24 protein-coding genes and 3 pseudogenes are annotated in these 26,391 nt (G+C 55.1%); 18 read left to right on the top strand and 9 right to left on the bottom strand.

Translation table 11 applies throughout. The features are described from left to right. Positions 1-272 precede the first annotated feature (272 nt). Positions 273-2,540 carry a choice-of-anchor F family protein gene (locus BM131_RS08380; protein WP_090188235.1) on the top strand — a complete coding sequence of 756 codons (2,268 nt, stop codon included), beginning with the start codon at positions 273-275 and terminating at the stop codon, positions 2,538-2,540. A gap of 746 nt (positions 2,541-3,286) precedes the next feature. After that, on the top strand, positions 3,287-3,673 hold the full coding sequence (locus tag BM131_RS08385; protein ID WP_090188238.1) for a hypothetical protein: 387 nt from the start codon (positions 3,287-3,289) through the stop codon (positions 3,671-3,673). A 466-nt stretch (positions 3,674-4,139) separates the two neighbouring features. Here the strand turns inward: BM131_RS08385 and BM131_RS20510 are convergent. From BM131_RS20510 to BM131_RS08415, 5 genes and pseudogenes are all read right to left on the bottom strand, one after another. Next, a pseudogene (locus BM131_RS20510) lies at positions 4,140-4,297 on the bottom strand (ATP-binding protein); the annotation flags it as partial. A 294-nt stretch (positions 4,298-4,591) separates the two neighbouring features. Continuing rightward, the gene (locus BM131_RS20515) at positions 4,592-4,807 is read right to left on the bottom strand and encodes a transposase (RefSeq protein WP_245754184.1); all 216 of its coding nucleotides are present in this window, start codon (positions 4,805-4,807) and stop codon (positions 4,592-4,594) included. A 330-nt stretch (positions 4,808-5,137) separates the two neighbouring features. Beyond that, complete coding sequence (locus tag BM131_RS08405) at positions 5,138-6,187, bottom strand: tyrosine-type recombinase/integrase (protein ID WP_090188242.1); 1,050 nt, start codon at positions 6,185-6,187, stop codon at positions 5,138-5,140. A 6-nt stretch (positions 6,188-6,193) separates the two neighbouring features. Further along, positions 6,194-6,643, bottom strand: coding sequence for a helix-turn-helix domain-containing protein (locus BM131_RS08410; protein WP_090188244.1), 450 nt, complete (start codon positions 6,641-6,643; stop codon positions 6,194-6,196). A 666-nt stretch (positions 6,644-7,309) separates the two neighbouring features. Then, a complete protein-coding gene (locus tag BM131_RS08415) occupies positions 7,310-8,665 on the bottom strand; it encodes a Y-family DNA polymerase (protein ID WP_090188245.1) in 1,356 nt (451 codons plus the stop codon). A gap of 176 nt (positions 8,666-8,841) precedes the next feature. Between BM131_RS08415 and BM131_RS08420 the strand changes: the two genes are divergently transcribed. Both BM131_RS08420 and BM131_RS08425 read left to right on the top strand, forming a co-directional pair. Continuing rightward, complete coding sequence (locus BM131_RS08420) at positions 8,842-9,276, top strand: LexA family protein (RefSeq protein WP_090188248.1); 435 nt, start codon at positions 8,842-8,844, stop codon at positions 9,274-9,276. After that, positions 9,273-10,544, top strand: coding sequence for a Y-family DNA polymerase (locus BM131_RS08425; RefSeq protein ID WP_090188251.1), 1,272 nt, complete (start codon positions 9,273-9,275; stop codon positions 10,542-10,544). The genes BM131_RS08420 and BM131_RS08425 overlap by 4 nt, the downstream gene beginning before the upstream one ends. A gap of 10 nt (positions 10,545-10,554) precedes the next feature. On the opposite strand, the gene BM131_RS19940 is transcribed toward BM131_RS08425, so the two are convergent. Both BM131_RS19940 and BM131_RS19945 read right to left on the bottom strand, forming a co-directional pair. Next, positions 10,555-11,298 carry a hypothetical protein gene (locus BM131_RS19940; protein WP_139222602.1) on the bottom strand — a complete coding sequence of 248 codons (744 nt, stop codon included), beginning with the start codon at positions 11,296-11,298 and terminating at the stop codon, positions 10,555-10,557. 1 nt (position 11,299) lies between these two features. Beyond that, the gene (locus tag BM131_RS19945) at positions 11,300-12,004 is read right to left on the bottom strand and encodes a hypothetical protein (RefSeq protein WP_175499233.1); all 705 of its coding nucleotides are present in this window, start codon (positions 12,002-12,004) and stop codon (positions 11,300-11,302) included. A gap of 261 nt (positions 12,005-12,265) precedes the next feature. Here BM131_RS19945 and BM131_RS08435 point away from each other — a divergent pair, with 261 nt between their 5' ends. After that, positions 12,266-13,627 (top strand): IS1380 family transposase, encoded by a 1,362-nt coding sequence (locus BM131_RS08435; RefSeq protein WP_090188256.1) that lies wholly within the window; start codon positions 12,266-12,268, stop codon positions 13,625-13,627. Between the two features lie 39 nt (positions 13,628-13,666). On the opposite strand, the gene BM131_RS19950 is transcribed toward BM131_RS08435, so the two are convergent. Then, on the bottom strand, positions 13,667-14,944 hold the full coding sequence (locus BM131_RS19950; protein ID WP_139222604.1) for a hypothetical protein: 1,278 nt from the start codon (positions 14,942-14,944) through the stop codon (positions 13,667-13,669). Positions 14,945-15,172: 228 nt separating this feature from the next. On the opposite strand from BM131_RS19950, the pseudogene BM131_RS19955 reads away from it, so the two are divergent. Then, positions 15,173-15,350 (top strand): annotated as a pseudogene (locus tag BM131_RS19955) (transposase); the annotation flags it as partial. Positions 15,351-15,450: 100 nt separating this feature from the next. Here BM131_RS19955 and BM131_RS08440 read toward each other — a convergent pair. Further along, positions 15,451-16,674 carry a toprim domain-containing protein gene (locus BM131_RS08440; RefSeq protein WP_175499235.1) on the bottom strand — a complete coding sequence of 408 codons (1,224 nt, stop codon included), beginning with the start codon at positions 16,672-16,674 and terminating at the stop codon, positions 15,451-15,453. 402 nt (positions 16,675-17,076) lie between these two features. On the opposite strand from BM131_RS08440, the pseudogene BM131_RS08445 reads away from it, so the two are divergent. From BM131_RS08445 to BM131_RS08495, 12 genes and pseudogenes are all read left to right on the top strand, one after another. After that, positions 17,077-17,178 (top strand): annotated as a pseudogene (locus BM131_RS08445) (DUF411 domain-containing protein); the annotation flags it as partial. 391 nt (positions 17,179-17,569) lie between these two features. Beyond that, complete coding sequence (locus BM131_RS08450) at positions 17,570-17,809, top strand: hypothetical protein (protein WP_090188261.1); 240 nt, start codon at positions 17,570-17,572, stop codon at positions 17,807-17,809. Positions 17,810-18,038: 229 nt separating this feature from the next. Next, a complete protein-coding gene (locus BM131_RS19960; protein ID WP_139222606.1) occupies positions 18,039-18,362 on the top strand; it encodes a hypothetical protein in 324 nt (107 codons plus the stop codon). A 613-nt stretch (positions 18,363-18,975) separates the two neighbouring features. Continuing rightward, entirely contained in the window at positions 18,976-19,620 is a 645-nt protein-coding gene (locus BM131_RS08455; RefSeq protein WP_090188264.1) for a hypothetical protein, read from the top strand. Positions 19,621-19,631: 11 nt separating this feature from the next. Then, positions 19,632-20,909 (top strand): flagellar protein FliT, encoded by a 1,278-nt coding sequence (locus BM131_RS08460; protein WP_090188266.1) that lies wholly within the window; start codon positions 19,632-19,634, stop codon positions 20,907-20,909. Further along, on the top strand, positions 20,902-22,173 hold the full coding sequence (locus BM131_RS08465; RefSeq protein WP_090188269.1) for a hypothetical protein: 1,272 nt from the start codon (positions 20,902-20,904) through the stop codon (positions 22,171-22,173). Before BM131_RS08460 ends, BM131_RS08465 begins: the two co-directional genes overlap by 8 nt. A gap of 12 nt (positions 22,174-22,185) precedes the next feature. Continuing rightward, positions 22,186-23,172, top strand: a complete 987-nt coding sequence (locus BM131_RS08470; RefSeq protein ID WP_090188273.1) for an OmpA family protein — start codon at positions 22,186-22,188, stop codon at positions 23,170-23,172. 263 nt (positions 23,173-23,435) lie between these two features. Continuing rightward, positions 23,436-24,011, top strand: coding sequence for a hypothetical protein (locus BM131_RS08475; RefSeq protein ID WP_090188275.1), 576 nt, complete (start codon positions 23,436-23,438; stop codon positions 24,009-24,011). 236 nt (positions 24,012-24,247) lie between these two features. Continuing rightward, positions 24,248-24,781 carry a hypothetical protein gene (locus tag BM131_RS08480; protein WP_090188278.1) on the top strand — a complete coding sequence of 178 codons (534 nt, stop codon included), beginning with the start codon at positions 24,248-24,250 and terminating at the stop codon, positions 24,779-24,781. Between the two features lie 262 nt (positions 24,782-25,043). Then, the gene (tnpA, locus tag BM131_RS08485; RefSeq protein ID WP_090188280.1) at positions 25,044-25,418 is read left to right on the top strand and encodes an IS66-like element accessory protein TnpA; all 375 of its coding nucleotides are present in this window, start codon (positions 25,044-25,046) and stop codon (positions 25,416-25,418) included. After that, positions 25,415-25,762: an IS66 family insertion sequence element accessory protein TnpB gene (tnpB, locus tag BM131_RS08490; protein WP_086055032.1), complete on the top strand. Its 348-nt coding sequence runs from the start codon at positions 25,415-25,417 to the stop codon at positions 25,760-25,762. The genes tnpA and tnpB overlap by 4 nt, the downstream gene beginning before the upstream one ends. 62 nt (positions 25,763-25,824) lie before the next feature. Beyond that, positions 25,825-26,391: IS66 family transposase zinc-finger binding domain-containing protein (locus BM131_RS08495; protein WP_175499237.1), on the top strand; the 567-nt coding region annotated here is incomplete at its 3' end.

Consider the following 26,391-nt stretch of genomic DNA (forward strand, 5'->3'; position numbering starts at 1 on the left):
ATTGTCCGCAAGCAGTCCCTAACTGTCTGTGAAAACTAGTGAAACCTGCGGCTGCCGGGCATTTCTGTGCGGTTGAATAGCCGTAAAGCAACTGCCTGCGTCATTCGGGGGTGGGGTGATACATTTTTAACACGCCTATTGCGGATCTTGATCCAGATCAAATCCGGTTCTTTCAGGAAACCATACCGTTAATACAAATTCATATTTGTGAATTTTGCGCGATCACAGGCCCGTGCGGTCTTGCGCGTTTGGGAGCACTGAAGGGGAAACAAATGAAAGTTATAAACTACAAGCTGGGCACAGTCGCACCTGCTGCGATATTGGCGCTGACGTGTAGCGCGTCATGGGCGGATACATTCGATACGAATCCCCTGATCGGCACATCTGGCGATGGTCTGATCTTTTCCGATCCAGCAGAGGGCGTGTTGGAACCGGGCCTTAAAGCTGTCACCTTTACCCAGACCAGAATTCCTGACGGTTCGGGCGGTTTTACCTACGTTGATCCGTTCGAAACTGTCGTCACTGACTTTTCCACGCTAGACTCGCGCGGTGCTGTGCCGAACTGCCTGATGGCGAACAACCCAGACATTTATTGCGATTCCGAAGGCGGTAGCGGCAAGCGTATCAAGACGCAGTTGACCGGCCGCAATCCATTTGACATCACGCTGCGCACAACCGCCAGCGCGGATCACCCGTCTGTCGATTACTTCACATTTGGCAAAGTCTCGAACTTTACCGGTGCGCGTATGACCGGTTTCTCTTTGGAATTGCTGGATGCTGACGGAAACCCCATGGGTCAGCTTGACCCGTCGAACGCCGTTCTTTTCAACCTTGATGCAGCAGACATTGGCCTCGGTGCCAGACTGCCTGACGGCTTGTTCGGCGCAGGCGGGCAAGAAGGCGAAGTCGGTTTCTTTTCTGACGGCCGCGCATCGCTCGCCTTGACGGCATCCGACGACGTCCTGACATTTGGCGCACTGAGCAACGAAGACTACGTGGCGAATTTCGGCACTGGCTTCATCGACAACACAATGACCCCGGACGGCCTGTTCTGGGATGACAACAACGATCCTGCAGACGAGGCGGCCCTAGTCGCATGGAATAACATCGCCGGCGGTGGGTGGACCTATGGCACGTTGGGCACCGATGCCGATATCGACGCACGGCTAGCCGAACTTGCATCCACACTTGGTGTCGATGTCGCGGCATTGGGATATGTCGACGGGCAACTTGTGCCGAGCGAAATCGTCGCCCTTGCCGAAGCGAACGGGCTGTTCGAAGTCGCCGAGGTCGAAGACCTGCGCAACGCCAACCTGAACTACACAATGACGGTCGGCACAGTGGATGGTGGCGAAGTCACCCTGCGCATCGTTCCGGTCTTCGCGCCCATCGTGTCGGGCGCACAGGACGACTATCAGTTCCAACTGGCCGGCTACTTTGATGCGGCGGCAAATCTGCCCTACTGGGACCTTGGCAACGCAGCAGAATATCAGGCGGCCATCGCGGATATTATGGCATTGCCCCAAAGCGAGCGGGCAACAGCCCTGAACAGCGTCGGCTTTAGCTATGCGCCAGCCTTTTCCAGCCTTGGGCTAGAAGCGGCACGCAATCAGGTTTCGACGATCACCTCATCCATGCCATGGGGCCACCATAGCGGCGAGGTTGACGCCATTTCCAGCAAGGGCAACGCGAATTCGTGGTCGATGCACGACGGCCTTTATGGCTTTGCCGCCGTGGGCGGATCGCAATCCTCGTTTTCGCCAACGATAGGATCGGTCGGCTACGACATTGGCCTCGTATCGGTCACGGCCGGTATCGAGAAACACATCAAGGGTGCCCATGCTTCAGTGGGTCTTGCTGTCGGGGCGGCATCTGGCTCTGCTGACGCTTACCAAGGACTTGGCGAAATCGACACCGACGGCTTTTCACTGACGGCATTTACCCGTGCAAAGTTTGGTCAGGGCGGTCTGGTTCAGGCGTTGGTCGGCTATCAGAACCTTACCTATGACTCGTCGCGGTATGTGATGGGCCAAACGGCAACTGGCAGCACAGACGGCTCGCAAACTTTCGCCGCGCTGAAGCTTGACTATATGAAGGACATGGGCGCGTTCAAACTAGGTCCAATCGCGTCGCTGGAATACTATAGCGGTTCAGTCGATGCATTCACGGAAACCGGTGCTGGCCTTTGGAATTTGGACGTCGCAGAGCAATCAGCTGATACGCTCCTTGCTTCGGTGGGTGTGCGCGGTGAATACCAAATGCCAAACACGGCGACCGACAGCCGCATGACGGGAAGCTTGGAATACACCAAGGCATCCGGCGATGACATGGTGGTGCAAAGCGGCTTTGTCGGCTTGCCGGGTCGATCCTTTACCGTCGCGGGTATGGATGACGACATGGTAAATGTCAGCTTTGGCTTTGAAAGTGTCCTGTCGTCGAACGCATCCAGAAAGGTCGCATTCCAAGGCGGCTACCGCGGGTCCTTTGGTAGCGAATATGACAGTCAGCAAGTGCAGGTTGGATTGAACATCCGCTTCTAATCTTCGACTTTGACTGACACGACATGGAAGCGGCACCCGAACTGGGCGCCGCTTTTTTTAACTGATCCGCGCTAGGTTTTCTGTAACAAATTACGTCGCTTAATGCGAATTGAATGAAGGCAGCGGTGACACGTCCAGCCGTGATAAGCCTCGGGCCTGCTTTCCTCATTCTTCTGCCTAAGCTGTTGCTGCATCCGTCGATCCTAATAGCTGTGCAACGCGATCTGCTGAACCGTCAGGGGATACGGCCTGAAGCGGTCGCCGCCCAATGGTGCGTGCAGTTCGGTTCTATTATCGAGGTAAGGCTTCAAATCCCAGGGGTGACGAGTCGTTCAAAAGAACCGGCCATCACGTTCCGTAAAGTATCGAAATCTGCCCGCTATCATGCAGCGTTTTGTAACCCCGAAAAGGGACAATGCGCCTGTAGCGTAAGGGTCTTTTTTGTTATCAAGGGGTTCAGATGGTGCTGTGAGAGAGGATTGAACTCTCGACCTCACCCTTACCAAAAGTGTAACCCATAAAGTTCGTCTTATTAAAGCGAATTGTGTCATGTAACAGATACAGAAAATTAAGTCCTGTATTGACTCATATTTGTAGCATGCGAAAATCACGGAGGATAGGGCAGGCCTCGCAAGTTGCTCGATGGGCACGAAAAGCGCCGTTAAACTGCAATCTCGTGCACACCCTTGCGTGATCCTGCGAAAATCGTATGATGAACGCGAAATTCTTTATGTAAGGGTGCCGAAATGTCCGAGAAAATGCTGGCTTGGCTCTATCCGCTTGCAGTCACCGCGTTTGCGATCTGCGCGATGATGCAGCCCGTCTTTCTGATCAACACCGAGCACAGCGCACTGTCGCTTGACGAACTGATGATGACGATCGCGCTTTTCGCTTCTGCCGCCGCCGTTGCATGGACATCCTTCGCCGCGGGCGAGATGATGAGCGGCGGTGACGGGATTCTGATCCAGATCTGGATCTTCGCTGGTGCTATCGCGCATATTTTCGTGCTGATGTGCAGCTTTTTCTTCGCACTTGTAGCGTGGATTGCAATCGCCGGCGGCGGCGAGTGGCTTCTGCTCACATGGTATGTCGCAGTGCCGATCAGCTGCCTGCTGCTGCTCGACGCTATGTAACCTCGAGTGCGGCGTGACATTCGCGCCAGCAGGCCAGCGTTTCGATGCGGCTTTCTGCGGGATCACGGTATGTCGAGCCGGGTCCAAGAAGTTTCGCTTGATCAGGGTGAGTGCAGGAGAGTTCAGCGCGCGGCATCGGTGATGCCGCGGGCGCTGCCGCGCGGGATGGGAAGACTGGAAGAAGAAACAGAAGTGCATGGCCAGCGAATATCTCAAGCGGATTAAACTGGCGGCACTCACTTGGCCTCTTGCTATGGAAATGACGGACGTTGATCTGGAGACGCTGCTGTTCCATCCGGTCGGTGGCGTCACTCATCTTGTCGAGGCACATCCCGAGCAGGGCTCCTGTTCGTGCCTCGGCATCATGCGCCTGGCGCAGCCATACGGGCCTGACGCGCTGGAGGCGGCCTGCGAGCGCGCCCTGACGATCGGGGCACAGTCCTATTCCTCAGTCCATTCGATCCCGAGCGACATGGCTTTTCCCGGTGCCGGGGCGCCAATCAGCACGACGTTCTCAGCTGCGTCCATGAACTCGCACCGATGGAGTTGCCGAACGAGGGCTTCGTTGACGTCGCTGGCGGCGAAGCCGAAACCGGAGAGGTCCTTTTAGGAAGGAAAGCGCGCGGCCTTCATATAATACCCTTGTACCTGGCGAAGGCGACAGTCTCGCCGTACCAGTAAAGCGCGAGGTCGGGGAAAATCAGGCTCAAAATTTCAACCTTGTCCGGGATCGCGTGGACGTAGTTCGAGCGCCCATTGCAGATGTAGTCTCCCGATGATGCGATCAGTGGATGTGTCGGTGACAAACGACAAATAGATAAAACCTTGGACCCGCAATGTCGATCTCGATGATGCCGACGGCAGGCACAGGAACTATGGCCCAACCTGCATCATCCTCGCGGGTGCGATCGACAATCTCTACCGGCAGAAAAAAACATCCCATGTTGCACTACCGTCCACAGCGAATGCGATCTCCGGTGCATAACGGGGATTTCGCAGCCATTTGAAAACAACATTCGCATTCACGGCGTAACGCCATGCGACCTGTGCCACCGAAACGCCGGGAGCCGTCGTCTGCAAGCAGATCGACCGCTTCTCTTCGTCCGTCCAAAGTCGCTTGGTCCGCCGTGCCATCGACTGCCCCAGAGTGCCCGCTATCCATGTTGGACACTATCGAACACTCTCTATGCGCGGTAGAGCAGCAACGCCGGACGTTTACACATAAAACATGCCAGACACCGCCGCTCCGACGGCACCTGGGGCGAGGATCAGGCGCAGGTTTGCGAAAGTCGACAGCATCAGCGTGTCCAAATGTTGCGCCAGTTGGACTTCAAGAACGGCCCCAAAAGACCGGTGGCTGGGCGCTGAGACGCGCAGTGTCGCTGCGAGCTGCACTACGCTGAACCGCCGGTCGATGCGATACAGCTCAGCCGCACCGCTCGCCGGGTTGCAATCGCGGCGTGATCAGTCGAGCCGCAGCGCGTCTGAGATGCCGTGCATGAAAAGCGGATGGTGATGCCCGTAGACCTGCATCACCATCTTCGTATCTTTGTGCCCCAACATCCCCGCGACTTTATGAGGGTCCACGCCCGCTTGCATCGCCCACGTCGCCGCAGTGTGTCGCAGTGCGTGCGGCGTAATAAAATCAGGGTTTAGCCCCGCGTCAATGACCGCTTTGCTGAACCCGTTTTTGATGCTGCTCAGCGGCTTGCCACGATATTCAATCACGAAGTCTGTCACGGCTCGCTCACGGGAGATCCGCAGTTCGTCGATGATCGTGCCTGCGATCGGCACATGCCCCCGTGCCTTCTGCCGCGGCACCGGTGCTTTTGCGCCGGCGCGGTGCTTGCGCGGGATTGGCTCAGCTCTGCGACGTAGATCGACGAGTCCATTCTCGAGATCGACTTGCGACCAACGCAGCTCGAGAAGTGCTTTGTGCCGTCCCGCAGTCGCGAGAGCGAGGCGGACAAAGAGACGGACGTGCGGCTTACTCGCTGCGGCAACCAGCCTTTCAGCTTCATCGCGCATCAGGAAGTCTTCGCGCGGCTCAGATGCAGACGGCAGGTCGAACGGGGGAACCGGAAGCGACGTCACACCGCGCCGCAGCGCCAGCGCCCAAGCCGCGGTCAACGACGATAGGTCCTGGCGGATTGTCGGCTCCTGCACTTCTTGCAGCCGTTCACGCACAAACTCTTTAGCCCAGTCCGGTGTGATCTCTTCCAGATGCCGCCGGCCGTCGCGCTTCCGAAGCCGCGCAATGAGATACCGCCACTTGTGCTCGTATGTATTCGCGTTGAGAGTGCGACGCTCTTGTTCGTAGACGTCGAGCACATCGGACAGCCTGACGCCGACTTTTGCCGCGACTGCCGCCTGCTTGTCGGAAATATATCTATGCAGGACGGCCGTTGCGCGACCGCGATCGGTCTCACGTGTGCTCACAAGTTTGTCGCCGTCTCTGATGTAAAGCCGGGTCGATCTCGTGTGCGGCACGAGGTAGGGCTTCGATTTTGACATGTTTTCTTAATCCCTATGCGGATTTACCAAGCCCATGACTTGCGCTGCTACGTCGAGCGGAAGATCGACATCAAGCTGCAGGCGGACCATTTCTGAGCTTTTCGGAGATGGCGTTATCCTGAACGCCTGCGGCGCTTCGACCTCTTCATCGTTTTCCACTGTCTTGTAGTCGCGGACCGGGTCGAGCTCAGTCACATCGACGCCGAAAACGCGGGCTATTGCGGCCAGCTTGTGCGGCGGTGGCATTGTCTTGCCGAGCATGTAGCGGCCGTATGCGTCTCTTTGGAGGCCGGCCCTGCGAGCGATCTCTGCTTGTGTGAGGCCTGATCGCTTCGTCAGTTGCGTGAGCTTGAAACTGATGTGCTTCAAGAGCTCTTCGTCAGATTCCATCTTTTCGATCATCGTTTTCCACTCAGCCGCGGAAATAGAATCGATGTCGAACGGTTCGTCTTGCATAGCTCAGCTCCATTCCGTCAATCTTCGCAGATTTGACGCGAAAAGTGTCTGATGTCAAATTAGATCGTTGACTGCTTAACTCGACTGGAAAAGAGCCGTTGAACTGAAAAAAAGACGTGAGAAGCGACTTTTTCTATATTGTCGACGAGTAAACGAGGCGCTGTCGGTTTTCGGGTAAACGCCATGCGAGCCGCATCCCGACAGCCTTCAAGTTCGTTGTCGCGCCGTTCACGCGCATGCTGCAGAGTGACACCTTAACGATCGCTGGCGCCGCTTGGCGTGACAGCTGCGATGTTCAATCCGTCAGAGGTGCGGGCGAACTGTCGTGGCCGCACTGCAACAGCGGTCTATCCGAGCGTGTCAGGTTCATGTGCGAGCTGCGCGGCCAACTTCGTGCGGCGGGATCGGCTGCACGGGTGTGTTGCGCGGCAATGCGAAGGGTGCTGTGCTGTAGAAGATCGGCAAACTGATCGACGCGGTGCCGATGTTGACTTTGATAGAAAATACGGTGTGCCGAGGGACGGGATGCGCTGTGGTTTTGTCGCGGTTTCCCGATCAATCGCAGCTGCTGCGAGACATCTTCGAGCCGGGGCGGCCGCGGGTAGTCTTGGACTTTCTCGATGGGAAGGGTCGGCATGTCCGAATCCTAAGTTCTTTGACATTGGTTCAAAACGTGACGAAATGGGTGTCTTCATCAGCGACTGGCGGCCCACTGAAGTCCTCCTCGTCCGGAATCCGGCCAAAGGCGATCTTGGCGCCGACATAGCCACCGGGGACCTCTGTCTGTGGTCCCAGCGACAGCGCCTGCGGTCCAAGCTTTGCACGCAGCCCGTCCATCAGATCGCTGACTTTCTCCCACTTGGCGCGGTCTGCCGTCTCAGATGCGCCACCTAATACGCCGGGTGATGCCGCGAGCAGGTCGCCCATGACCTCGGTGGTGCCGATCAGGCCGTGGATCATCACGCTCACCGATCGTGGCTGAAAGGGCAGCCTGAGCTCTGCCTCTGCAAGTCCCGCGCCGAGAGCTGTCATGAAAGTGTGGTCGTCGCGGGCCGGTGCGAATGATCCTTCCCAACTCCAGTGTTTGTCGTCCGATCGCCGGCCAGATGAATCCCGGGCTCCGCCGCCTTTAAAGCTCAGCGTCAGCTTTGTCGCGCGAACGTCGGCGCGGCGGACACGGCGGCCGGCGCTTTCAGTCAGCAGCCGCGCACAGATCTTCACCTTCTCAGGATTGCGCCAGTCCCGTGGCAATATGCGGCTGTGACCGAACATGCTCTTTTTGGTGGCCGGGCGTTCGGTGTGGTAGCCATGTAGCCCGTTCCAGAACCGCTCTCCCTCGACGCTGCCCCAGATCGCCCGCGCTTGTTTGGGGGCCAGCGCCCAGAGACCTGCAAAGTCATGAACCTGGGCTGCCTCAAGGCGCACGCGCATGCCCTTTGAGATGCCTGGGAGATCACCAAGGTCTATGCCGGACAGAGCCTGCGGCAGATCCTTGGCTTTGATAAGCTTGAACCCGTCCGGCTTATGCAATTCAGCTGCGATCTTGGCCAGAAGTTCGGTCGGTGCCATCCCGATCGAGCAGGTCAGCACGTCACTGAACGCGGTGGAGAGTGCGGTCTTCAGTTGCTGGGTAAGACCTTCAGCGCGTTCGCCTTCCGAAGGCAGCAGGTTGCAGACGACTTCGTCGATTGATCTCACGTGGGCGACGGGCACGACGGTTTCGATGACGTCGAGGATGCGCTTGTGCAGGCGCACGTAGACGTCGTGTCGTGCCACGACAAAGACCATGTCCGAGACGATCTCGCGCGCCTGTCGGATTGTCGCACTCGATTTGACGCCCCGCGCCTTGGCCTGGCGGCTGACCGCGATGCAGCCGGTGTGCAGCGCATCCAGTGGCACGACACCGACGGGACGGCCGCGCAGGTCCGGATTGAAATGCTGCTCGGCCGACGCGAAGAAGCTGTCGAAATCCAGATAGAGCCGCTCGATGCCGCGTGCCTGACCGCGTGAATGCTGTGTCATCGAGAGCTCCGGACTGGGAATGGTCATTATAGGCTTTGGTGCGTGTCGGACAATGCGACACGTCGCAAGATGCGGGCGCTTGGAAATCCGTGACCGTCTCACGAGCGCTGCTTGACAGGCGACACACTGGTATCAGATAGAGATGGAACATAACAAGAACAACACAGGAGTCGTGGATGCCCCTTCATCCCATCGAAGCCCCCATATTGGCAGACCGGCACATCATTGGCATGCCTGCCATGCGTGTTAGTGCAGGGTTTCCGTCTCCCGCAGGTGATGATCTCGAAGACGAGATTGATCCCATCGCTTGGGTTGTGCGGCACCCCGAATCGACCTTCTGGTGGCGCGTAGAGGGGGATTGCCTCTGGGATGTCGGCATTCGTGACGGTGATATCATTGCTGTCGATCGTGCAGGCAAGCGGCGGCTGGGACGGGCTGTCCTCGCGGTGGTCGAGGGGGCCGTAACGGCGAAGATCCTGCGCAAGCGAGATGGCAGATTCTACTTGGCACCGGCCAACAGCCGCGAGTCCTATCCGGACATCGAGCTCACCGAGGACAGTGAGATCTGGGGTGTCATTGCCGGCGTCGTGCGGCGGTATGATCTGGCGTGACCCGGCCCATCGCGATTAGCGATAGCGCGAACTTCTATGTCAGCGCCGAGCGGATCTTTGATCCGACGCTGAAGAACGTGCCCGTCATCGTGCTGTCGAACAACGACGGCTGTGCCGTGGCGCGCAGCGATGAAGCTAAGGCTCTGGGCATTAAGATGGGGGAGCCGCTGCACCTGATCCGTGACAAGGTTGAGGCGCATGGTATCCGCGTCTTCTCGTCAAACTACACACTCTACGGTGACATCAGCCGGCGGGTTGTGGAGGTCTATGAGGATTACACGCCCACGGTCGAAATCTACTCGATCGACGAGTGCTTTCTGGACTTCACCGGGTTTAAGGATCGCACCGCCCATGCCAAGGCGCTCCGGCGTGATGTGCTGCGTCGGGTGGGTGTGCCGGTGCGTGTCGGTATCGCGCCGACGAAGACCTTGGCGAAGTGTGCCAATGACATCGCGAAGAAGAACCCCATTTTTGCGGGTGTGCTGGACATGATGGATTTGGCGCTGGCCAACTGGCTGCTACCGCTGGTGCCGGTCGGTGACATCTGGGGGATCGGCCACAAGACGCAAGCCAAATTGCAGGGGATCGGCATCGGCACGGCGGCCGAACTGCGGGACATGCCGCTGCGGCAGGCCCGCGCCCTCGGCACCGTCGTGCTGGAACGGACCGTGCTGGAGCTACAGGGAGAGCCCTGCATCGCCTTCGACGATGTGGAGCCGCAGCGCAAGGGCATGGCGGTCACCCGGTCCTCCGGCACGCCGATGAAGGACTTCGATACGCTGTTTCAGGCGATCACTGCCCATGCGACACGTGCCGCAGAGAAGCTGCGGCAGCATGGACTGGTAGCGGGGACGCTGACGGTGTTCTTTCATACGAACCGCCACCGTCAAGATCGACCGCAGTATGCGGGCTCAAGGTCGACCCGGCTGACGCCGATGTCGTCGGACACGTTCGAACTTGTCGGGGCGGCGAAGCGCTGCGCGTTGGCCGCATGGCCGAAGATTGGTGCGGCATCCTACGGGTTCACTAAGGCCGGCGTCATGCTCGATGATCTGCTGCCCTTTGAGCAACGGCCGCTGACCTTATTCGACGCCTCTCGGGAGGGATCGCCAGAGCTGATGCAGGCCTTGGACGAGGTCAACGAGCGGTTCGGCAAGAAGACGATGGTCTTGGCGAGCGAGGGACTGTCGCGATCCTGGCAGCTGCGCGCGGATCACCGCAGCCCGCGCTACACGACAAGGCTGAGCGATTTGCCGGTGGTGAGGTGATCTTGTCCCCCTAGGGAATATCGGAAATGATTGGAACAACGCAGACCGGCCCCTGCACTTCCCACAAAATGATGCGTTTTCCCTCTCCGATAGGGGTATCGACATATTCATATAGACGGCCAGAATAGACCGCCCCTTCGGCATCGCCACTAGGCACTTGAAGGAAATACGTCCGTTCAAGCCGACCCCCTTCATGGATGAGCGCGCGCATGCCGCCTATCGTGAGCCAATCATTAGGATTGGCTGTCATGACACTCGATGTCACGCTGACCAGACCACCTGATCCTAAGGAGACCAAAAAGGGTAGGCCAGCTGTCGCGTAAGTCAAAATCGCAGATGCGCCGAAGGCAAAAACCGCGACCCGAGCATTATTATCTGAAACTTCAGATTCTCGAGATATAAGCCATCGCTGCAGCTGCCCTGCGATTTTTGCGTCTACGGGCACGATCGTCGGGTTTGGCAACATGCGCCGACCACCCTCAAGAACTGTCTTATCGATATCAGGTCGGGAAACAACGGCATAGCTTCCCCGCCGTGCCAGAGAGAAATTTTCAAAGCGCAAGTCACTTCGATCCGCTTTCGGGTATGGACTGAGTGCTGGAGCACTAAACCACTTTGACAATCCAACCGGATCATATTGACCAGATTTGGCTTGCGCAATCCATTTCGCGTTTAGGCAGCCAGCGGCATCCGCAGGACCAAATGCAAAAACGCTTACAAAAGTTACACAAATAATTTTTAAAGAATTTCGCATCTTATCTTGGGAAACTGAGACAAATTATTTCTTCTCTAATAGTATTGTTTCTCCCGCAGTCATTTTGCAGCCTAACCGTTGGAATCTTTTTTGGCGGTGACGGCGGTGGTGTGACAGGTTCTACAGGAACCGCTTTAATCGACACATCATCCGGACTTATAACATATCCAGAATTTTGCGCTATGGCAATCAACTCTGCATCTTGGCGACACATCCGAGATGAAAATCCGCTTTCACAAAATCTGCGATTCCATGTATCAAGTCGGTCATAGAAAACAAGTTCTTGAACAAGTGCCAGCATCGTGACTTGTCTTTCTTGCGCATTCTCAATTTCATTCAATTTCGTAATCGAAATATTTTTCGGGTTAAAGCTGTCAGCGGGTAAAGGCGTTTGCGCAACGATACGATAGAAGTTGAGGAAAAAATCTTCTGAGAAGATTGCATTATTGCCGTCGACGATGTCATCAGTTGCAGCCTCTCCAGAGAGACCGCCGACATGTAACTCGATATCATCAACTGCCTTGACCAGATCCTGCACTTCCTGAACCTTCATCGCAGCATCTTCGTTAATAGGGTCTGACCGAGAGGTTGCATTAGCTCCAACAGAGTTGGTTTCCAATCCAGACGGGACGCCGCCGCCTCCGGTGGAAGAGTTGGATGGTCCAGCATCTCCTGCACTCTCCAGCTCTTTAAGTATCTTTCGCAAGTCCTCAGCGACGGCACTTACTGCCTGGACTTGTCCACATTCTCGCGTCCTGTAGCAATGGTCGAATACGCGCTCCATGACAAAAAGATATCGCTGAACAATTGCTTTATTGTGAGATACTCGTTCGATCCCACCGAATATCTCCAATGAATTTTAATTATATTCCTGAATCCGTGAGCTTGCAGTCGTCATTCCGTGATTTACCTATTCGAGTAAAGCACTTAGCCTTCATCTGTGATTAACCTCGCAGGTGAGCTCAAGATGACCGACTTTGTTATTAAGAAACTGCCCTACGACCTCAGTTCCCACGCCGGACTGGCTTTGATCGGCAAGCATCTCAAGCGCATCAAGATCAACGCTCTGATCGATCCGGCGTTTCCGGTTCGTTCTGGTATTGCCAACAGCGCCATCATCAAAAGTTACGTGGGCCTGCTGTGTTTGGGTAAGAACGATTTTGACGCCGTGGAGAATTTTCGCAGCAACGCCTTCTTTATGCGCGCCTTGGGTTTGGACAGCGTGCCTTCGAGCCCGACTTTACGCCAACGCCTGGACACCCATGCGGCGTCCTGGTTCGATCTGGCAGCTGAATTGAACCAAAAGCTGCTCTCGAGCACCGTCAACGGCAAGCCTATAGATTTTGGCGCTTTGGCTTGTGGCTATACCCCAGTTGATCTTGATACCTTCGCGATGGACAACAGCGCGACCAAGAAAGAGCTGGTGGGGCGCACCTACGCGGGCGTGGACGGCTACTGCCCGTTTGCTGTGTATCTGGGCAGCCTGGGCTATTGTCTGGAGTTGGCCCTGCGTCCGGGTGTGCAGCATTCGGCATCCGAGAGCGAATACAACTTTGAGCGCGCCTTGCCGATGGCGGCAAGTCTTGTATCGACGCCTTTACTGGTGCGCGCAGACTCCGGCTTTTGCTCCTTGAAGCTGATGCAGGAAATAAGCACGCAAGCCAAAACGATGTCGCGCGAGATTGCCTTCATCATCAAGTGGAACCCGCGCAGAGCACCAGTGGAGACGATTGCTGCCGCAAGGAAAGCTGACACCGGGACACAATGGGTGATGCATCGCACCGGCAAACGTGAGTGCGTCTGGCAAGAGCATCTGGATTTGGTCAAGGTCGGCAATCAGACCAACCCGGCACGCCGGGTCTACCGTTTGACCGAAAGGACCCTTGATAAGCATGGCAACCCTTTGCTGTTGCCCGCATATATGCTGGAGGGCTGGACCACCACATTGCCAGCGCGCCTCGACCCGGCTGACATCATTGCGCTGTACTGCGAGCATGCCACGCATGAGCAGTTTCACTCGGAGTTCAAGACCGACATGGATCTGGAACGTCTGCCCTCTGGCAAGTTTGATACCAACTACCTGGTGTGCCAATTGGCTGCGGTGGCGATGAACTTGCTGCGCATAATTGGACAAAACACGCTCAATGAGCCTAACGCGCCTGTCCGTCATGTTGCCAAGCGCAGACGCATTAAGACGGTGATGCAGGAGATGATGTTCAAGGCCGCCCGCATGATCAAGCATGCTGGGCGCTGGATACTGGGCCTGGGGCAGAGCGACAGTGGGTTTGCGGTGTTTGAACGCCATTACCGCCAGCTCAGACCTACATAGCCAAACAGACCGCCTCAAAAAACAAAACCCTTAAATCCGTTATGCCTGTGGTGAACAGGTGGACGGAGTCGTCACCTCTATGAGCCCCAAGGGGCAACATTCCGGCCGGAAATCACTACATGCGCACCCGTTTGGTGTCGCGACTGAATGGGATGGGAACGTGTGCGAGATATTCCCTCGGTATTCACACAATTCAGAACAAGACATGTCTCGCGATACGCACGTCACGGATTCAGGATATTCTTTTAAACCTGCGGGAAGTGCTTCGACTAATCCATATAAAGCTAAATCGCTGCGGCGATAGCTTTGCTCAATTCTGTCAAGAAGGCGAAATAGATCCAAATATGTGCTATACATTAGGTCGACATCGGCGAGTGATTGCGGCGAATATTGCGCGAGACGTTCTCCGGCTCCATTGTTCTTGAGTTTTACCCAACCCGGCAAGGCAGAATAAGGTGTTAGGGTAACGCCGTAAGCGACAGGATTTAGCATCACGTCAAGAGGTTCAATGGCGGATGCTACGTCTTCAAATTTGGTAACAACTACGGGGCTCGCCCCACCTTCTTGATCTACTTTAAAGCGAAATTTGGTTGCGTTGAATCCTTCGGTGGTGTTATCAGCTGTTTCTGTAGAAATGGATGCGCCCCAGCCGCGTGTACTGACACTGGCCCGCACCGCTTCCTGCTCAGTGCGATTTGCCGAGGCATAGGTAGCAAGAACATCAATGCGGGCTCCGCGATGAATTGCGCTGACAAAATAGTCACCGCATAACCCTCGGAATTTTTCAATACTTAGCGTCACATTAATATTATCTCTTCCAGACGTTAATGTTTCTTGTGCACGTGGAGAGAAATCGACAATTGAGCCGCCCTGCCTTTGCTCGTTTTCACGAAATTGCCAAACCTGGGCAGGGGGGGCGACACGGGTTCCGCCAAAATCCATTCTGTAGGTTAGTAGGTAATTTAGAAAGTCAGTATTGATCTCGACGTCTGTGGACCTTGCGTAAGATGCGCTTACGCTGACCCCGAACCCGCTACCTCCGCCTGATACTGAGATGCTTTTTGCTCGTCGGTATGCATAGCTATCGTGAACTTCTCTAACGTCTAAATCAAACGTAGACCGTTCTATTGGATCTTCCGCAAAAATTAGGCACTGGGCATTCACCCCTTGGCTCAAGATGCTGTCCCAACCCTGTCCTAAGGCAAGTCCGTCGGTAGGATAGGGGATTGTAAATGGTCGAAGACTACTCGCGATTTCCTGTGAATCTGCAGAGGTAGTAGCAAACAATAGTCCAGCAAAAAGGATTGATCTTAACATGGCGGTTCAATTCCAACTCGCAAGTTGCGAAACGAAGGTTTCCACTGTTCAAATTAATTGTCGCTCAACCATGATGTAAGGTCAATGACAATCCAGTCATGACATCAATTTGCTTGTCTACTTAATGTCAGACGGCGGTTCTTATAGGTGAACCGGTAAAACTGAACAGCCGGCGAAGTTAAATATTCCTCGCAAGAGCAGCATGATGCTGCAGGCGAGGAGGTGACCATGACGAGACGACCGCGCCGGAATCACAGCCCGGCTGTCACGGCAAAAGTAGCTTTGGCCGGATCAGTGTGAACGAACTCTGATCGAGCTGGCGCAGGACTTTGACATCCATCCGAACCTGATCAAGTAGTGGTGTGAACAATTACTGGAAGGCGCGACCGGCGTTTTTGGCGATAACTAAAATTCTGAGCCCCTTTTGATGATAGACGTGAAGACGCTGCATACCAAGTTCAAATAGCTGGCGCTGGCTGGGAAGAGATGTGCCCGTCATTCAAGTGTCAATCGGCAAGTTCCTCGATCGCGCATTCAGTTGTGAGGCGCGTAAAATCCGGGATAAGTAGCTCCCTCGTAGGGCTTGCCGTGTCGCTTGCAATGTCGTCCGCACGCATGTCTGCGAACACCTCCTGCTTCAACTTCATGTAGCGTGTCACGCGCTCATGATAAGGATGATCGCGATTGATCGCGGCCTCTTTCAGCGCGTCGCAGTGATCATTGTGCCCGCTGCCTGACAGCTCAAAGCTCACAACAAAGCGATCTTCTTTAAAGCGGTTCAATGCCGTCCCAATTTTCCCGGCATACACGTGTCCGGCCGCATCGTTATCCGTCGCAAGCGTTACGCTCGAGAGCCTTCGGTCGCGGGAGAGCAGCTCAAGATAGCGGACAACATCGCGCTCACCGCCGCTTCGCACAGCGACGAAGTGTGCATATTTGCAGTGGAATATCGAGTATGCCATTGCGTCGAGGGGACTCTCGACGACAACGACGTGTGCTGACGTCGTTTGTCCGCCGATCCAAATTCCAGCCCGGCCACCGGTGCTGAAGGATTTCCAGCTCTTGCCCTTCTCCTCAAAGCCGGCAAACTCCATACGTTTGCTGGTAATTTCATCAGAGAAGCGAAGATAAGGAAAACGGACCTTGCCGCCGATGGTCTGGCGGACCTGACCTTCGAAAATTTCGTCGAACATGTTGATCCAGCGCATCTTCAGATAGTCCGGCACGTCTTCACCGCAGATTACGGGATGCGAGCCGGTCAGATATTCGCTGTAGAGCTGGTCTGGCGCTTTCTTTTCGTCGATCGCTACTGGGGTTGGGTAGGGGTAAGTGGAAGAGGAAATAAGTGCGAGGTTTGCGGCGGGGGTGCGGGGGCCTGCGGACGGGGAGAGGGTAGGTCCGGTGCAAGTTCCGAGGATCTCGCGAATCTTGACCCGAGCGTGTCCGATCGAACCGCTCACGTATTCCTGCGCGACGTGCAGAACAGTGCCGCGGTCCCGATTCAGGATCGTCGATCCCTCATGAAACTTGAACATCCACACGCCTGCGCCGGTGCGGAACGTGTGCAGGTAGCGGCTACCGTCGCCGAAAATGTCGCCAACTCGGCCACGGTGCTTCGTCGTCGCCACTTCCGCTGCGCTCAACGACTGCCAGCCGAGCGCTGGCAGAAGGCTACGGATGTCATGCCGCTTAAATTGCTCAAGTTCTTCGTTGTCATTAATAAAGGTCATGTCGTGTACTACCGTTAAGTTAAAAAAGTAATTCGCTAAACATACGATAAAAGACAAATGTGTAATAAATGGGTCACCTTGATCGACATCACATAACCGTGATCTTCCGATCGACGGCGTTGATCGCTCCTGAATGCTGCGGCGCCGGAGTCGGGCTGCGGGGGCAGGCTGACATCTCTTTTGGAACGATGTGATATGTGTCAGCCCATTCATCTGTGGTGAGGTCCGGCGTCGGCGCAAAAGCTCGGTCACGTTTGTGCGCAATAGCGCGGCGTAGCGGGCCTGCGCGGGCGAGAAGGTCAATCAGCATCGCGGAAGTTCTCTTCGTAATCGGCACTGCGGTTGGCTTGGGCGCCAATGCGGAGCGGATCGTGCGCGGACTCAGAGGGGTAGAAATCAACATCCGTCGGTCTCGCCGTGCCCGGAATGCCCTACGGATCGCCGGGCATGGGTCCAGAGGATGAACGGGAAGCCTACGACGTGATCATGATCTACAAGAATTGAGGCACGGAGATATTTCTTCAGGTATGATGCTGCCTGATAGCACGGGGCTCAATAGCAGGTCGCTGCGCATATTCTATACCGCGCGGTTGCAGCGAAGGTCCGGAAAGTTTTACCGGACGTTAGTGCCGTGTGCGGCGAAGGTCCGTAGTGAGCTCTCTTTACCGAATGCCGTCCCGCAGCATTTTGCGATTGCAGAAAAACTTACCCTGGGTGAACGGCCCACAGGAGACATTGGCTGAGCAATAATTGCTGCAGTGAAGCTAACCCTATCATCGACGCCCTGCGCAGATAGGCGCGATGCCGATCCCGCCGCTATAGTCTCGTCGAGACTTGCAACTGATTTTGCCCGTTAATCTACATGAAGAAGGTTTTGTTCGAGGACAGATGGCAAATGAAGATCATTGCGAAAGTTTCACGCGGGCCGCAGAAAGGCGAAATTGTCACGCCGCATCGACTCAAAGACGGGACATATGTTGTGTCTCCTACGCGTTTTGAAAAAGACTACATCCGTGTTGCCACCTTAGAAGACTTTGCGTCACAAATTCGCCGAGGCTTGAAGGGGCGCATGTCTCCGCCTGCCGTAAAAGGGCCGCGTTTGTTCAGCCCGTCCGCAATAAACATTGAAAGCTAAAGGCCCAAACCGTACCTTCATGCAACTCGAGGCGTAGGTCCGGCCTTAGCCCACCTTGCCAATCTTCTGCTATGCAGCAAATGTCTGCTATCGATAGATGGCCGAAAACCCCAATATTTCTTTAACTTCAGGGCGAATTTTTGACCTTGAATAAAAGGTATTTGGCGCACAATTCAATTTCGAGACCTTTAGAAGGCTCTTGGATGCCAAAATATGATGGAAAATAAAAATGACGATGCTTGCGCTGAAATCTTTGGCCAGCTTTCTTAAAGAAATTGACGGCCCGGAATTCAAGGCCGGAGAATGGAGTTCTCCTTCGAAATCTACAGAAGGGCATATTCAAATGCCTTATGTAATTTCTAACAGATTTAATCGGCTAGCGCCGCACTCCGGTATCGACACTGCTCGGCGTGTCATTGATTCAAATGTCGCCTTAAACGACATGGTGCTCAGGCAAGAAATCCTTCTTCGCGGAACCATCTGCTCGACGTACCTTTTTGCACCAATCATCCGGCCAATTGAGAATTCGACATTGTCCATGCGATGCGGATGAAGCGCAGACACGCAGACACGCAGACACGCAGACACGCAGACACGCACCAGGCCTTATTTTGTTCAATTTACATATTAAGAATCACAGGAAACTTGAATTTTCTTACCCATAGTAAGAAGAATGGCAAAACTCTGGTTTGTTTTCATATATAGACTCGGTGCCTTTGCAGGAAAGATCCAGTCAGTAGACACTGTCGTTTATCTTGCTAATTCATGCAATTTCTTATTGTGCATGCCAATATTTTCTTAAAGGTGATAACTAATCGGCCCTAAGTATCAGCGCAGGCTGGGCCTCAGAGCCCCGTAACGCAAGTCTTACTATGGAAAGCGCGCATATCATTTTTGTATCGTGGTGCTCGACCCACGAAAAAACAAAGCCTCCTATTTTGGCTTAAGCTTTGAATAACCAGAATCCAGTGAATTTTTCGAAACTGAGGCCTCAATTTGGCCTGGGAATGGCTGGGCAGTCGCGCAACATATAGGCGTGTGAATCATTATTTTTTCAATCTAAGGTATTGACCCCAAGAATGTTTTGTAACCAATAGGCTTTCATTGGCAACCGCTAAAGTTGATTTACAACGACGTCGAAAACAGCGCAGGAAAGAAGAAATCCCATGAACAAGACCACATCAGTATTTAACCATAAAACCTTTGTCCGCTCGAGTGTCCGTCGCTTTGGTGCCGCCGCTGCCCTTGCCTCCATGCTGTCAGCTTGTGCTGGCGCTGCGGTCTCCCCAACAGGTGCTCCAACCGTCCAAACTGCAACGGATCGTGCTATCGGCCAGTGTGTGGCTACTGTTGCTGGCGGCGCTATCATCGGTGCTTTGATCGGAAAAGATCGCAAGTCCGGTGCGCTGATCGGTGCTGGTATCGGGGCAGGGGCCTGTGCGGTTCTACTGCAGGTTGCAAGCCGTGAAGACAAGGCACGCATCGCCGCTGCTGAGCAGGAAGCAATTCGTGCAAATGCGAGCCGCACGGTGTCTTTCCAGACCACAAGCGGTAAAAAAGCCACCGTCAGCACCCGTGTCGCATCCGTGAAGCCACCAAAGCGCAGCGCGCCAGTGGTAGCAGCAGCTCCTTCCACACCGACGGCAGCTGCTCGCCCGGCTCCCGTTGTCACCGCAGCGGCCGCTGAGCTGTCCTACACCGCATGCCGCTATGCCACCCAAACCATCACCGTCGATGGTCAGTCCTCTGACGAGTCCAAGCAGCTCTGGTGCCGCGTCGACACCGGCGACTGGCAGGCGGTAGCAGGCTGAGAGAGAAAATTATGACACACGAAACAGAAGCCTATTGCGCGATCGACTTTTCACCGTCGGGTGCCGCCGCCGCTGATCTCTTTGCAAAGCTCCCAACCGAAGCTCGGTTGGGTCAGCTTGCTCTATCTGACGTCATTGGATCTACGCCAGGCAACATGACGCAGGGGATGTGTGAATGGTATGAAGGCCACATAGCACCCGTGCGTTCTTCCGCCCTAGAAGGTGTTCAATCCGTTCTGAACGGCATCGACACTAAGGCCAACGGCAAGCCAGTGTTCGTTGAGCGCGAGAAAGACAAAGCCGAAGACGATCTTCTCAAAGCAAAGCGCGACGCGGTCAAATCGGTTCGCGACACACGCAAGACTGAATTCACTCGTCTCGAAAAGATTCAGGAGAGCGAAGACAAAACGCGCGATCGTTATGAAACCCTGCGCAACACATTGGATCGCGAACCACGGCAGTGGAATTCGTTCCTCTATGTCGGATTGCTGATGATCATCGGCTTGGCTGAGCTTGCGATCAACTGGGAAGCGTTCAACGCGATTAAGTTCTTCACGCCAGCCGTTGCAACCGGAACGGCACTCATTCTGGGTTTTGCGCTCGCTGCATCGTCTCACTACACGGGCTCCGTCATCCGCCAGTATAAGTCACTGTTCGATCCTGCGAATGATGACATGGATCGTTTTGCTGGCTGGAAAATGATCGGCATGGCTGCCTCCACACTTACGATTGCACTTGGTCTGGTTGCGTTCAGTCGCTTCTATTATCTGCAGCAGGTGGCAAGCTCCAACATTTTTGGCGACGCGTCTATTGGCCTGCTGAAAACCGTTGGTGGTTCAATGATGTCAAACATTCTTGTTTGGATGGTCGGCGTCCTCATCGCGTATATGGCGCATGACCAAGTCCCAGAGTTTCCGGCCGCGCTGAAGGACCTGGAGCGGTTCACTAAGAAGCGTGAGGCACTTCAGAACTCACTGGACAAGCCTCTGGCACGTCCTTTCTCGAAGGCTGAAGCTCAATACAAGAACGACATGGAGCGCATCAAGCAGCGCTCAGCGTCGCTTGCTTCGGTTCCTACCCAAGTCGAAGCTCGTGGCCTGATGCAAAAGGTCATGGAGCAGGATGCTAAAGTGAAGGCCTTGCTTGCAACCTATCGTCACCGACTGAAAAACGATGGCCGTCATGATGCGGTCTTCCTCATGGATGAGGAGCTGGGACGCACTGACAACAAAATCGAACTCAACCATGAATCCTATTCGCAAAAGCCGCTGGTGATGAAGTATGTTTAAGATCAACTCTTTGACGCGAAAAGCCTCGACGATCGCTCTGGCTATCGCTTGTATGGTTCCTGCCGTGTCGGCCGGCGCGCAAACCGTCACCGATACGACGGCGTGCAACTATGAGGATCTGCCAACATCTATCCGGCAGACCCTCATCGTGATCGACGGCAATGTCGTCACTCATGAGGACAAGGGATCCGCACCGAACGAAGCAAACAACGAATGGCGTAGCTTCTTGCGTCAGTTCTTGGATGCCGCAAATCCCGAGATCAACAGCCGCATGGCACCACGCGAATACCTGACTCTTGCCATGAGCAATCCTGACGGCTCCGGCATGACAACGATGTTCGCTGGCTGCATTCCAACATTCTCCGCCGAGGAGGATGCTGTTAAGCAGGAAAATGACAGCGCGATGGGGACTTTCTTCGGGAGTAGCTGGAAGAACACCCGCACAAAGATGGCGGAAGAATTCGTCCAATCTGCGTCGCGCGGTATCATCGAGAAGACCCAAGGCGTGAACGAAAACACCGATGGGGTTTCGGACTTTGCAGAAGGCTCGCTCGTGCGGTCCCTGAAGCGTTCGCAGCAAATCGATGCGTCCAAGGGTATCCCGCGGGTTATCTTCTATACTGACCTGTCCAAATATAGCTTCCCCGATGGTGATGCTAGCGCTGTGCGGCGCCAAGCGTTTGCGGATGCTAAGGCAGCCCAGATCGACCTGGGACGCTCGGAAGTTCATGTGATGTCGGAAGCTAACCCAGAGACCGATGGCAACGTCGACTATCTGCCAGCCTTCTTCTTGGGCTCGAAGGCAGAGCTAAAGACGTTGCAGCCAGCAACTGGAAGCCTAAGCACAATCGGCTCTCCTGTGTCAGTCGAAGTCTATACTGGCTCCGTGCGCATGGGCGGCTCAGAGCCATTTCCGGCACGTATGCGGGTGGCGACAGACATCAACGGCCAGTTGGTCAACTCCTGGATGGAAGAAACGCGGACTCAAAGCCGTTATGTGCCTGTCGAAGGCCAGCTTTCCTGCTCCGGTGATACCTGCGAATATATCGGCAAGCCAAACTTCGGGGTGGTCTGGGCTGAAAACACTGCAGATCCTGAAGCCATGTGCGGGGATAAAGCTCCTTTCGGAGGCATGCGTATTCTGAAGTTTGAAAAGACGGGCGACGAGGTGACTGGTGAGCTTACCGACACCGTATGCTATTTCGAAGGCGGTGACGATAATGTCGCTTTTGATTTGAAGCTTGTTCCCAACGGTCAGTGGTAAGGTCAGAAAATCATGAAATCTCTCATCAGACATGTCTCCATACCGGCGCTGAGCGGGCTCTTTTTGCTCGCCCTGACAGGGCAAGCCCTTGCTGAGTGCCCCCCAGGTTATCCAGAGGGGCTTCCTTGCCCGATGGAGCCGTGGGAATCAGTTGGTATGGAACATCTAGACCGCATTTCTCGCTTGGAACGCCTGTCTGATGAGAGCGATGCCTTTCAGTATTTCACTGAGACAATTACCGCCGCGGAGCATGGTCTAGCTGATTTTCCAGCCGATATACCCGTGCTCCGCGTCGTCGCAGATCAAGACGCCTTCTTTGATACGGCATCTGACAAAATCAGACCCGAAGCCGACAAAATGCTGAACATCATCGCTGCCAGCCTCAATCTGGAGCCCCCAGATGTCACTTTATTCGTAGCCGGCCACACGGATAGCCGCGGAACGGTCGAGGACAACGCAGAGCTAGGCCTACGGCGCGCTCAATCGGTCGCAACCTCATTGATCCAGCGCGGCATCAAGCAGGCCAGCATCTATCGCATCTCTTTTGGTGAAGCTGTCCCACTTGCAAGCAACGATACTACTGCAGGTCAGGCGGCCAACCGGCGCGTCGAGTTCCTGTTCAGCGCACGCCCTGCGGCCATCGTAAGCCTGTTAGAGCGCCAGAAAGTCGTTTTGTGCGCTGAGCACGCGTCTGACGAATTGGGTGACTGCAGGATCGGCATAACTTTCGACGCCAACCGTGTGCAGGTAACTGCCGATGGTGAACGCAAATTGGCAGAGTTAGAGGATCGTCGCGAGAGACTGAAACTCAATCCACCGGCGACAGAAGTTGAAGTCGAGATTGAGCGTAAAGCGATTGAAGCCGAGCAGGAACGCATACCCGTTGTGATATCGGTTGAAAAAATCGAAGTTACCATCACGTCCAACCCCGAGAAAGGCGTCACTGAACGCATCCCGGTAAAAATCACTGCCAATCCTGAGCTGGAAGAAGCTGAGTGAAAATCATGAAAGCGGCAGCACTTGCTGGATTGCTCGCTGCGACAGCTTGCTCATATCTACCTTCTCAATCGTGGGCCCAATCTGACGCTACCGTAAGCGGCGTCAGATCATTCCAGCAGGCTGCTGAGGCCTGCCGGACCTCATTTCCGGGCGCCGGTCGCAACCCCGGCGACGCTGGAGGATGGCTATTCGAGCCGTCTACGTCGAGATTGTGCCTCTACGGAACCCTTGAGCAAAGCGATCTAGACCGGTTCAGAAACGTGATGACCGGGCAGAAAGTCACCAACCTGATTGTTCGCTCTGCTGGTGGTCCGGTTGAACGCTGGCTGACGGTTGGCGAAGTCTTAGCCGGCAACGTCGAAACGATCTATGTTGACGAGGCATGCTTCTCTAGCTGTGCAAACTACGCGCTGGTCACCGCGCAGCAAGTCGTCGCTCCCGAGGCTTCCATGGTCGTATGGCATGGTGGACCAAGTAGTCTGAACGACAAACTCGATGATGACGACTACACAAGCTTTGCGAGGCGCACAGACAGGCTATACGCCAAGGCTGGCATCTCAACTGAAATCCTGAGCCTCACCGAAAAAGAACCAACCGCCGAACAAATGGCTTTGGTCACTCAGGTCGCACCTGAAGCCGCAAGAGTTGCTGGCTATGCGATTAGCCCTGATAGACTGACCCGCTGCTACGGGTTCAGCTCACTAAATGAAATGTGGCATGGAGGCAGTGACACAGACCTCATAGCCTTGGCAAATTCCAAAGCTCGTTCAATGGCTGTCTTGGAGTTTCCAGGCGACACAGCGGATTGCAGGGGCTTCAGCCTTTTAGAGCCGGAATAACCACCTCAGGTTGATCCCGTTGCTCTATGCAATGGTCCGTAACCACTCCGTTGTGACCTCCTGCCTGATTTCCGGCTGATTTGCTAAGATACGTGCGGTAGTGAGGTCTATCGGAGGTTGAAAAAGACGGATATCGGTTGTTTCTGGGGTTTAGCATCACGGAAACTTGATGTTATGTAGTAAGCCATTGGTTTTTCGAGTTAATCGGAAAATCTGAACTATATAAGGCTCTACACGTGCACTACTATCAATTTCTAGGCTTACTGTTGTTTATGGCTGCTGCTGGTATCGCAGTTAATACGGAAAGCGTTGCGATGTTTTTTTGGTCGTTTCTACTTATTCCGGCGGCTTTAGCTATAATACCCATGATTTTAAGGGGTTCTGCATCCGCAGCGGGGAATGCTGTTGCTAAGGCGGGTGAGAACCGTCGCGCTAGTTGGGAACGTTTACAACGCCAACACATTCACCGCAGCGACTTCATGAAATCTCTTCAGGTTATGAGAAAATTTGACTTACTGACGCCCGAACAAGACGACAGGATCAGAGCTGAAGGTGAGCAATCCGTATTTTCCAATCTGCCGGTCAGGGAAGCAGAACAGCGTGCTTTTTTCAAGAATGCTAGTTTGAAGGACGCTGAAGTTCGTTTGAACTGGCTCGCAGCGGAAGAATTTGTAAATCAACGGGAAGCGCAGGAGATCCAAACGGCGATCGAGGCTAAATATGATCCAGAAATCAAGCGGATCTGCGATATGCTCGATATTGAAGAGTAGGCTGACGCTTTTCAAACCGTTGTAAAAAAGAAGCCGCTCAATGGTCCCTATTTGGAGATCGTTGAGCGGCTTTTTTGCAGTCTGTGGCTCGTTTTAATGCGGGGCAGGGGGCCTCTGTGCTTCCGCCAGGATCCTTCTGTAGTTGGCTTCCTGGGTTACATCGTAACCACTCCGTTGGGACCGCCTGCCCGATTTCCTGATGATTTGCTAAGAGACGTGCTTAACGACGTCGTTAGCGACGTATCTTAGGTGGGGATTGGCGATGCGTGGTGAGACACTTGGGTTTGAACGACGGCGGCGCTGGAGCGACGAGGAGAAGCTTAAGATTGTCATGTCGGTGGGCACCAATGAGACTACGGTCACGCAAGTAGCTCAACGCCACGAGATCACCCGGCAGCAGATTTATGCGTGGCGCCACGAGATGAAGAAGAAGGGGCTGTGGTCCCCGGATGGTGGTGGGCTCTTCCTTCCTTTCGATATTCCTGCATATGGCGTTCCCACCATCGCGGACACGCCCATCATTGCCGCCTCGATGGCGGTCGAACTGCGCCTGTGCAACGGTCGCAGCCTGCACTTCGACAGCAGTATGGCTGCGGTGGCGCTGACGCAGCTGATCCGTGCGGTGGAAGCGGCATGATTGGTCCGGGCACTGGCGTTCGCGTCTACGTGGCTTGCGGTGTCACGGACATGCGCAAAGGCATTGCTGGTCTTGCTGCGCTGACTCAGGATGTGCTGCGCCAGAAGCCGACGGGCGGTGCAGTCTTCGCCTTTCGCGGCCGCAGGGGCGACCGGCTGAAGCTTTTGTATTGGGACGGACAGGGGTTTTGCCTATATTATAAAGTGCTGGAACGCGGCCGCTTTCCCTGGCCTGCGATGACCGAGGGTGCCGCCCGTCTGACCTCCGCACAGCTGGCAATGCTCTGGGAGGGGATTGATTGGCGCAGGCCGGATTGGGGCGCACCGCCGGCCCGCGTGGGCTAAATATATAAACCGAAACGCCTTGTTTTTATAGCGCAGGCACCTCCCATGTGGTAGGTATGCGCATGTCGAATTTAACGCAAAACCTCCCCGATGATCCCGCCAGATTAAAGGCGATGATCGCTGTTTTGCAGGCGGAGAACGCCAAGATCTCGGCGACATTGCGGGTCCACGACCAGCTGGTTCAGGCCCTGCGCCTGCGGATCGCCAAGTTGCAAAAGCTGGCTTTCGGCAAGTCCTCGGAAAAGATCGAGCGCGAGATCGAGCAGCTTGAACTGGCTCTTGAAGACCTGCTGGTTGCCGTAGCCGAGGAAGATGGAGCGCCCATCGACGAAGGACACAATGAGCCGTCTCCAGAGGCTGCAGATGCGCCCGCGCTGCGTCGACGTCCACGTGTCTCGGATGCGACACCGCGCGAGCGTCGTGAGCTTGATCCCGGCACATGCTGCGCTGACTGCGGCGGCGATCTGCGGGTTGTGGGCGAGGATGTCAGCGAGCTGCTGGACATGATTGCAGCCCAGATGAAGGTGATCCAGATCGCCCGGATCAAGAAGTCCTGCCGGCGCTGTGAGCGAATGGTGCAGGAGCCTGCGCCCAGCCGGCCAATCCCGGGCAGCATGGCAGGTCCGAAC

Origin of the sequence: Loktanella salsilacus, from assembly GCF_900114485.1 — a bacterium.
Classification (GTDB): domain Bacteria; phylum Pseudomonadota; class Alphaproteobacteria; order Rhodobacterales; family Rhodobacteraceae; genus Loktanella; species Loktanella salsilacus.

Coding starts and splice junctions, on each gene's coding strand:
- BM131_RS08380 (WP_090188235.1), top strand. CDS start 273: ATGAAAGTTATAAACTACAAGCTGGGCACAGTCGCACCTGCTGCGATA.
- BM131_RS08385 (WP_090188238.1), top strand. CDS start 3,287: ATGTCCGAGAAAATGCTGGCTTGGCTCTATCCGCTTGCAGTCACCGCG.
- BM131_RS20515 (WP_245754184.1), bottom strand. CDS start 4,807: ATGGCACGGCGGACCAAGCGACTTTGGACGGACGAAGAGAAGCGGTCG.
- BM131_RS08405 (WP_090188242.1), bottom strand. CDS start 6,187: ATGTCAAAATCGAAGCCCTACCTCGTGCCGCACACGAGATCGACCCGG.
- BM131_RS08410 (WP_090188244.1), bottom strand. CDS start 6,643: ATGCAAGACGAACCGTTCGACATCGATTCTATTTCCGCGGCTGAGTGG.
- BM131_RS08415 (WP_090188245.1), bottom strand. CDS start 8,665: ATGACACAGCATTCACGCGGTCAGGCACGCGGCATCGAGCGGCTCTAT.
- BM131_RS08420 (WP_090188248.1), top strand. CDS start 8,842: ATGCCCCTTCATCCCATCGAAGCCCCCATATTGGCAGACCGGCACATC.
- BM131_RS19940 (WP_139222602.1), bottom strand. CDS start 11,298: ATGCGAAATTCTTTAAAAATTATTTGTGTAACTTTTGTAAGCGTTTTT.
- BM131_RS08435 (WP_090188256.1), top strand. CDS start 12,266: ATGACCGACTTTGTTATTAAGAAACTGCCCTACGACCTCAGTTCCCAC.
- BM131_RS19950 (WP_139222604.1), bottom strand. CDS start 14,944: ATGTTAAGATCAATCCTTTTTGCTGGACTATTGTTTGCTACTACCTCT.
- BM131_RS08440 (WP_175499235.1), bottom strand. CDS start 16,674: ATGACCTTTATTAATGACAACGAAGAACTTGAGCAATTTAAGCGGCAT.
- BM131_RS08450 (WP_090188261.1), top strand. CDS start 17,570: ATGAAGATCATTGCGAAAGTTTCACGCGGGCCGCAGAAAGGCGAAATT.
- BM131_RS19960 (WP_139222606.1), top strand. CDS start 18,039: ATGACGATGCTTGCGCTGAAATCTTTGGCCAGCTTTCTTAAAGAAATT.
- BM131_RS08455 (WP_090188264.1), top strand. CDS start 18,976: ATGAACAAGACCACATCAGTATTTAACCATAAAACCTTTGTCCGCTCG.
- BM131_RS08460 (WP_090188266.1), top strand. CDS start 19,632: ATGACACACGAAACAGAAGCCTATTGCGCGATCGACTTTTCACCGTCG.
- BM131_RS08465 (WP_090188269.1), top strand. CDS start 20,902: ATGTTTAAGATCAACTCTTTGACGCGAAAAGCCTCGACGATCGCTCTG.
- BM131_RS08470 (WP_090188273.1), top strand. CDS start 22,186: ATGAAATCTCTCATCAGACATGTCTCCATACCGGCGCTGAGCGGGCTC.
- BM131_RS08475 (WP_090188275.1), top strand. CDS start 23,436: ATGACCGGGCAGAAAGTCACCAACCTGATTGTTCGCTCTGCTGGTGGT.
- tnpA (WP_090188280.1), top strand. CDS start 25,044: ATGCGTGGTGAGACACTTGGGTTTGAACGACGGCGGCGCTGGAGCGAC.
- tnpB (WP_086055032.1), top strand. CDS start 25,415: ATGATTGGTCCGGGCACTGGCGTTCGCGTCTACGTGGCTTGCGGTGTC.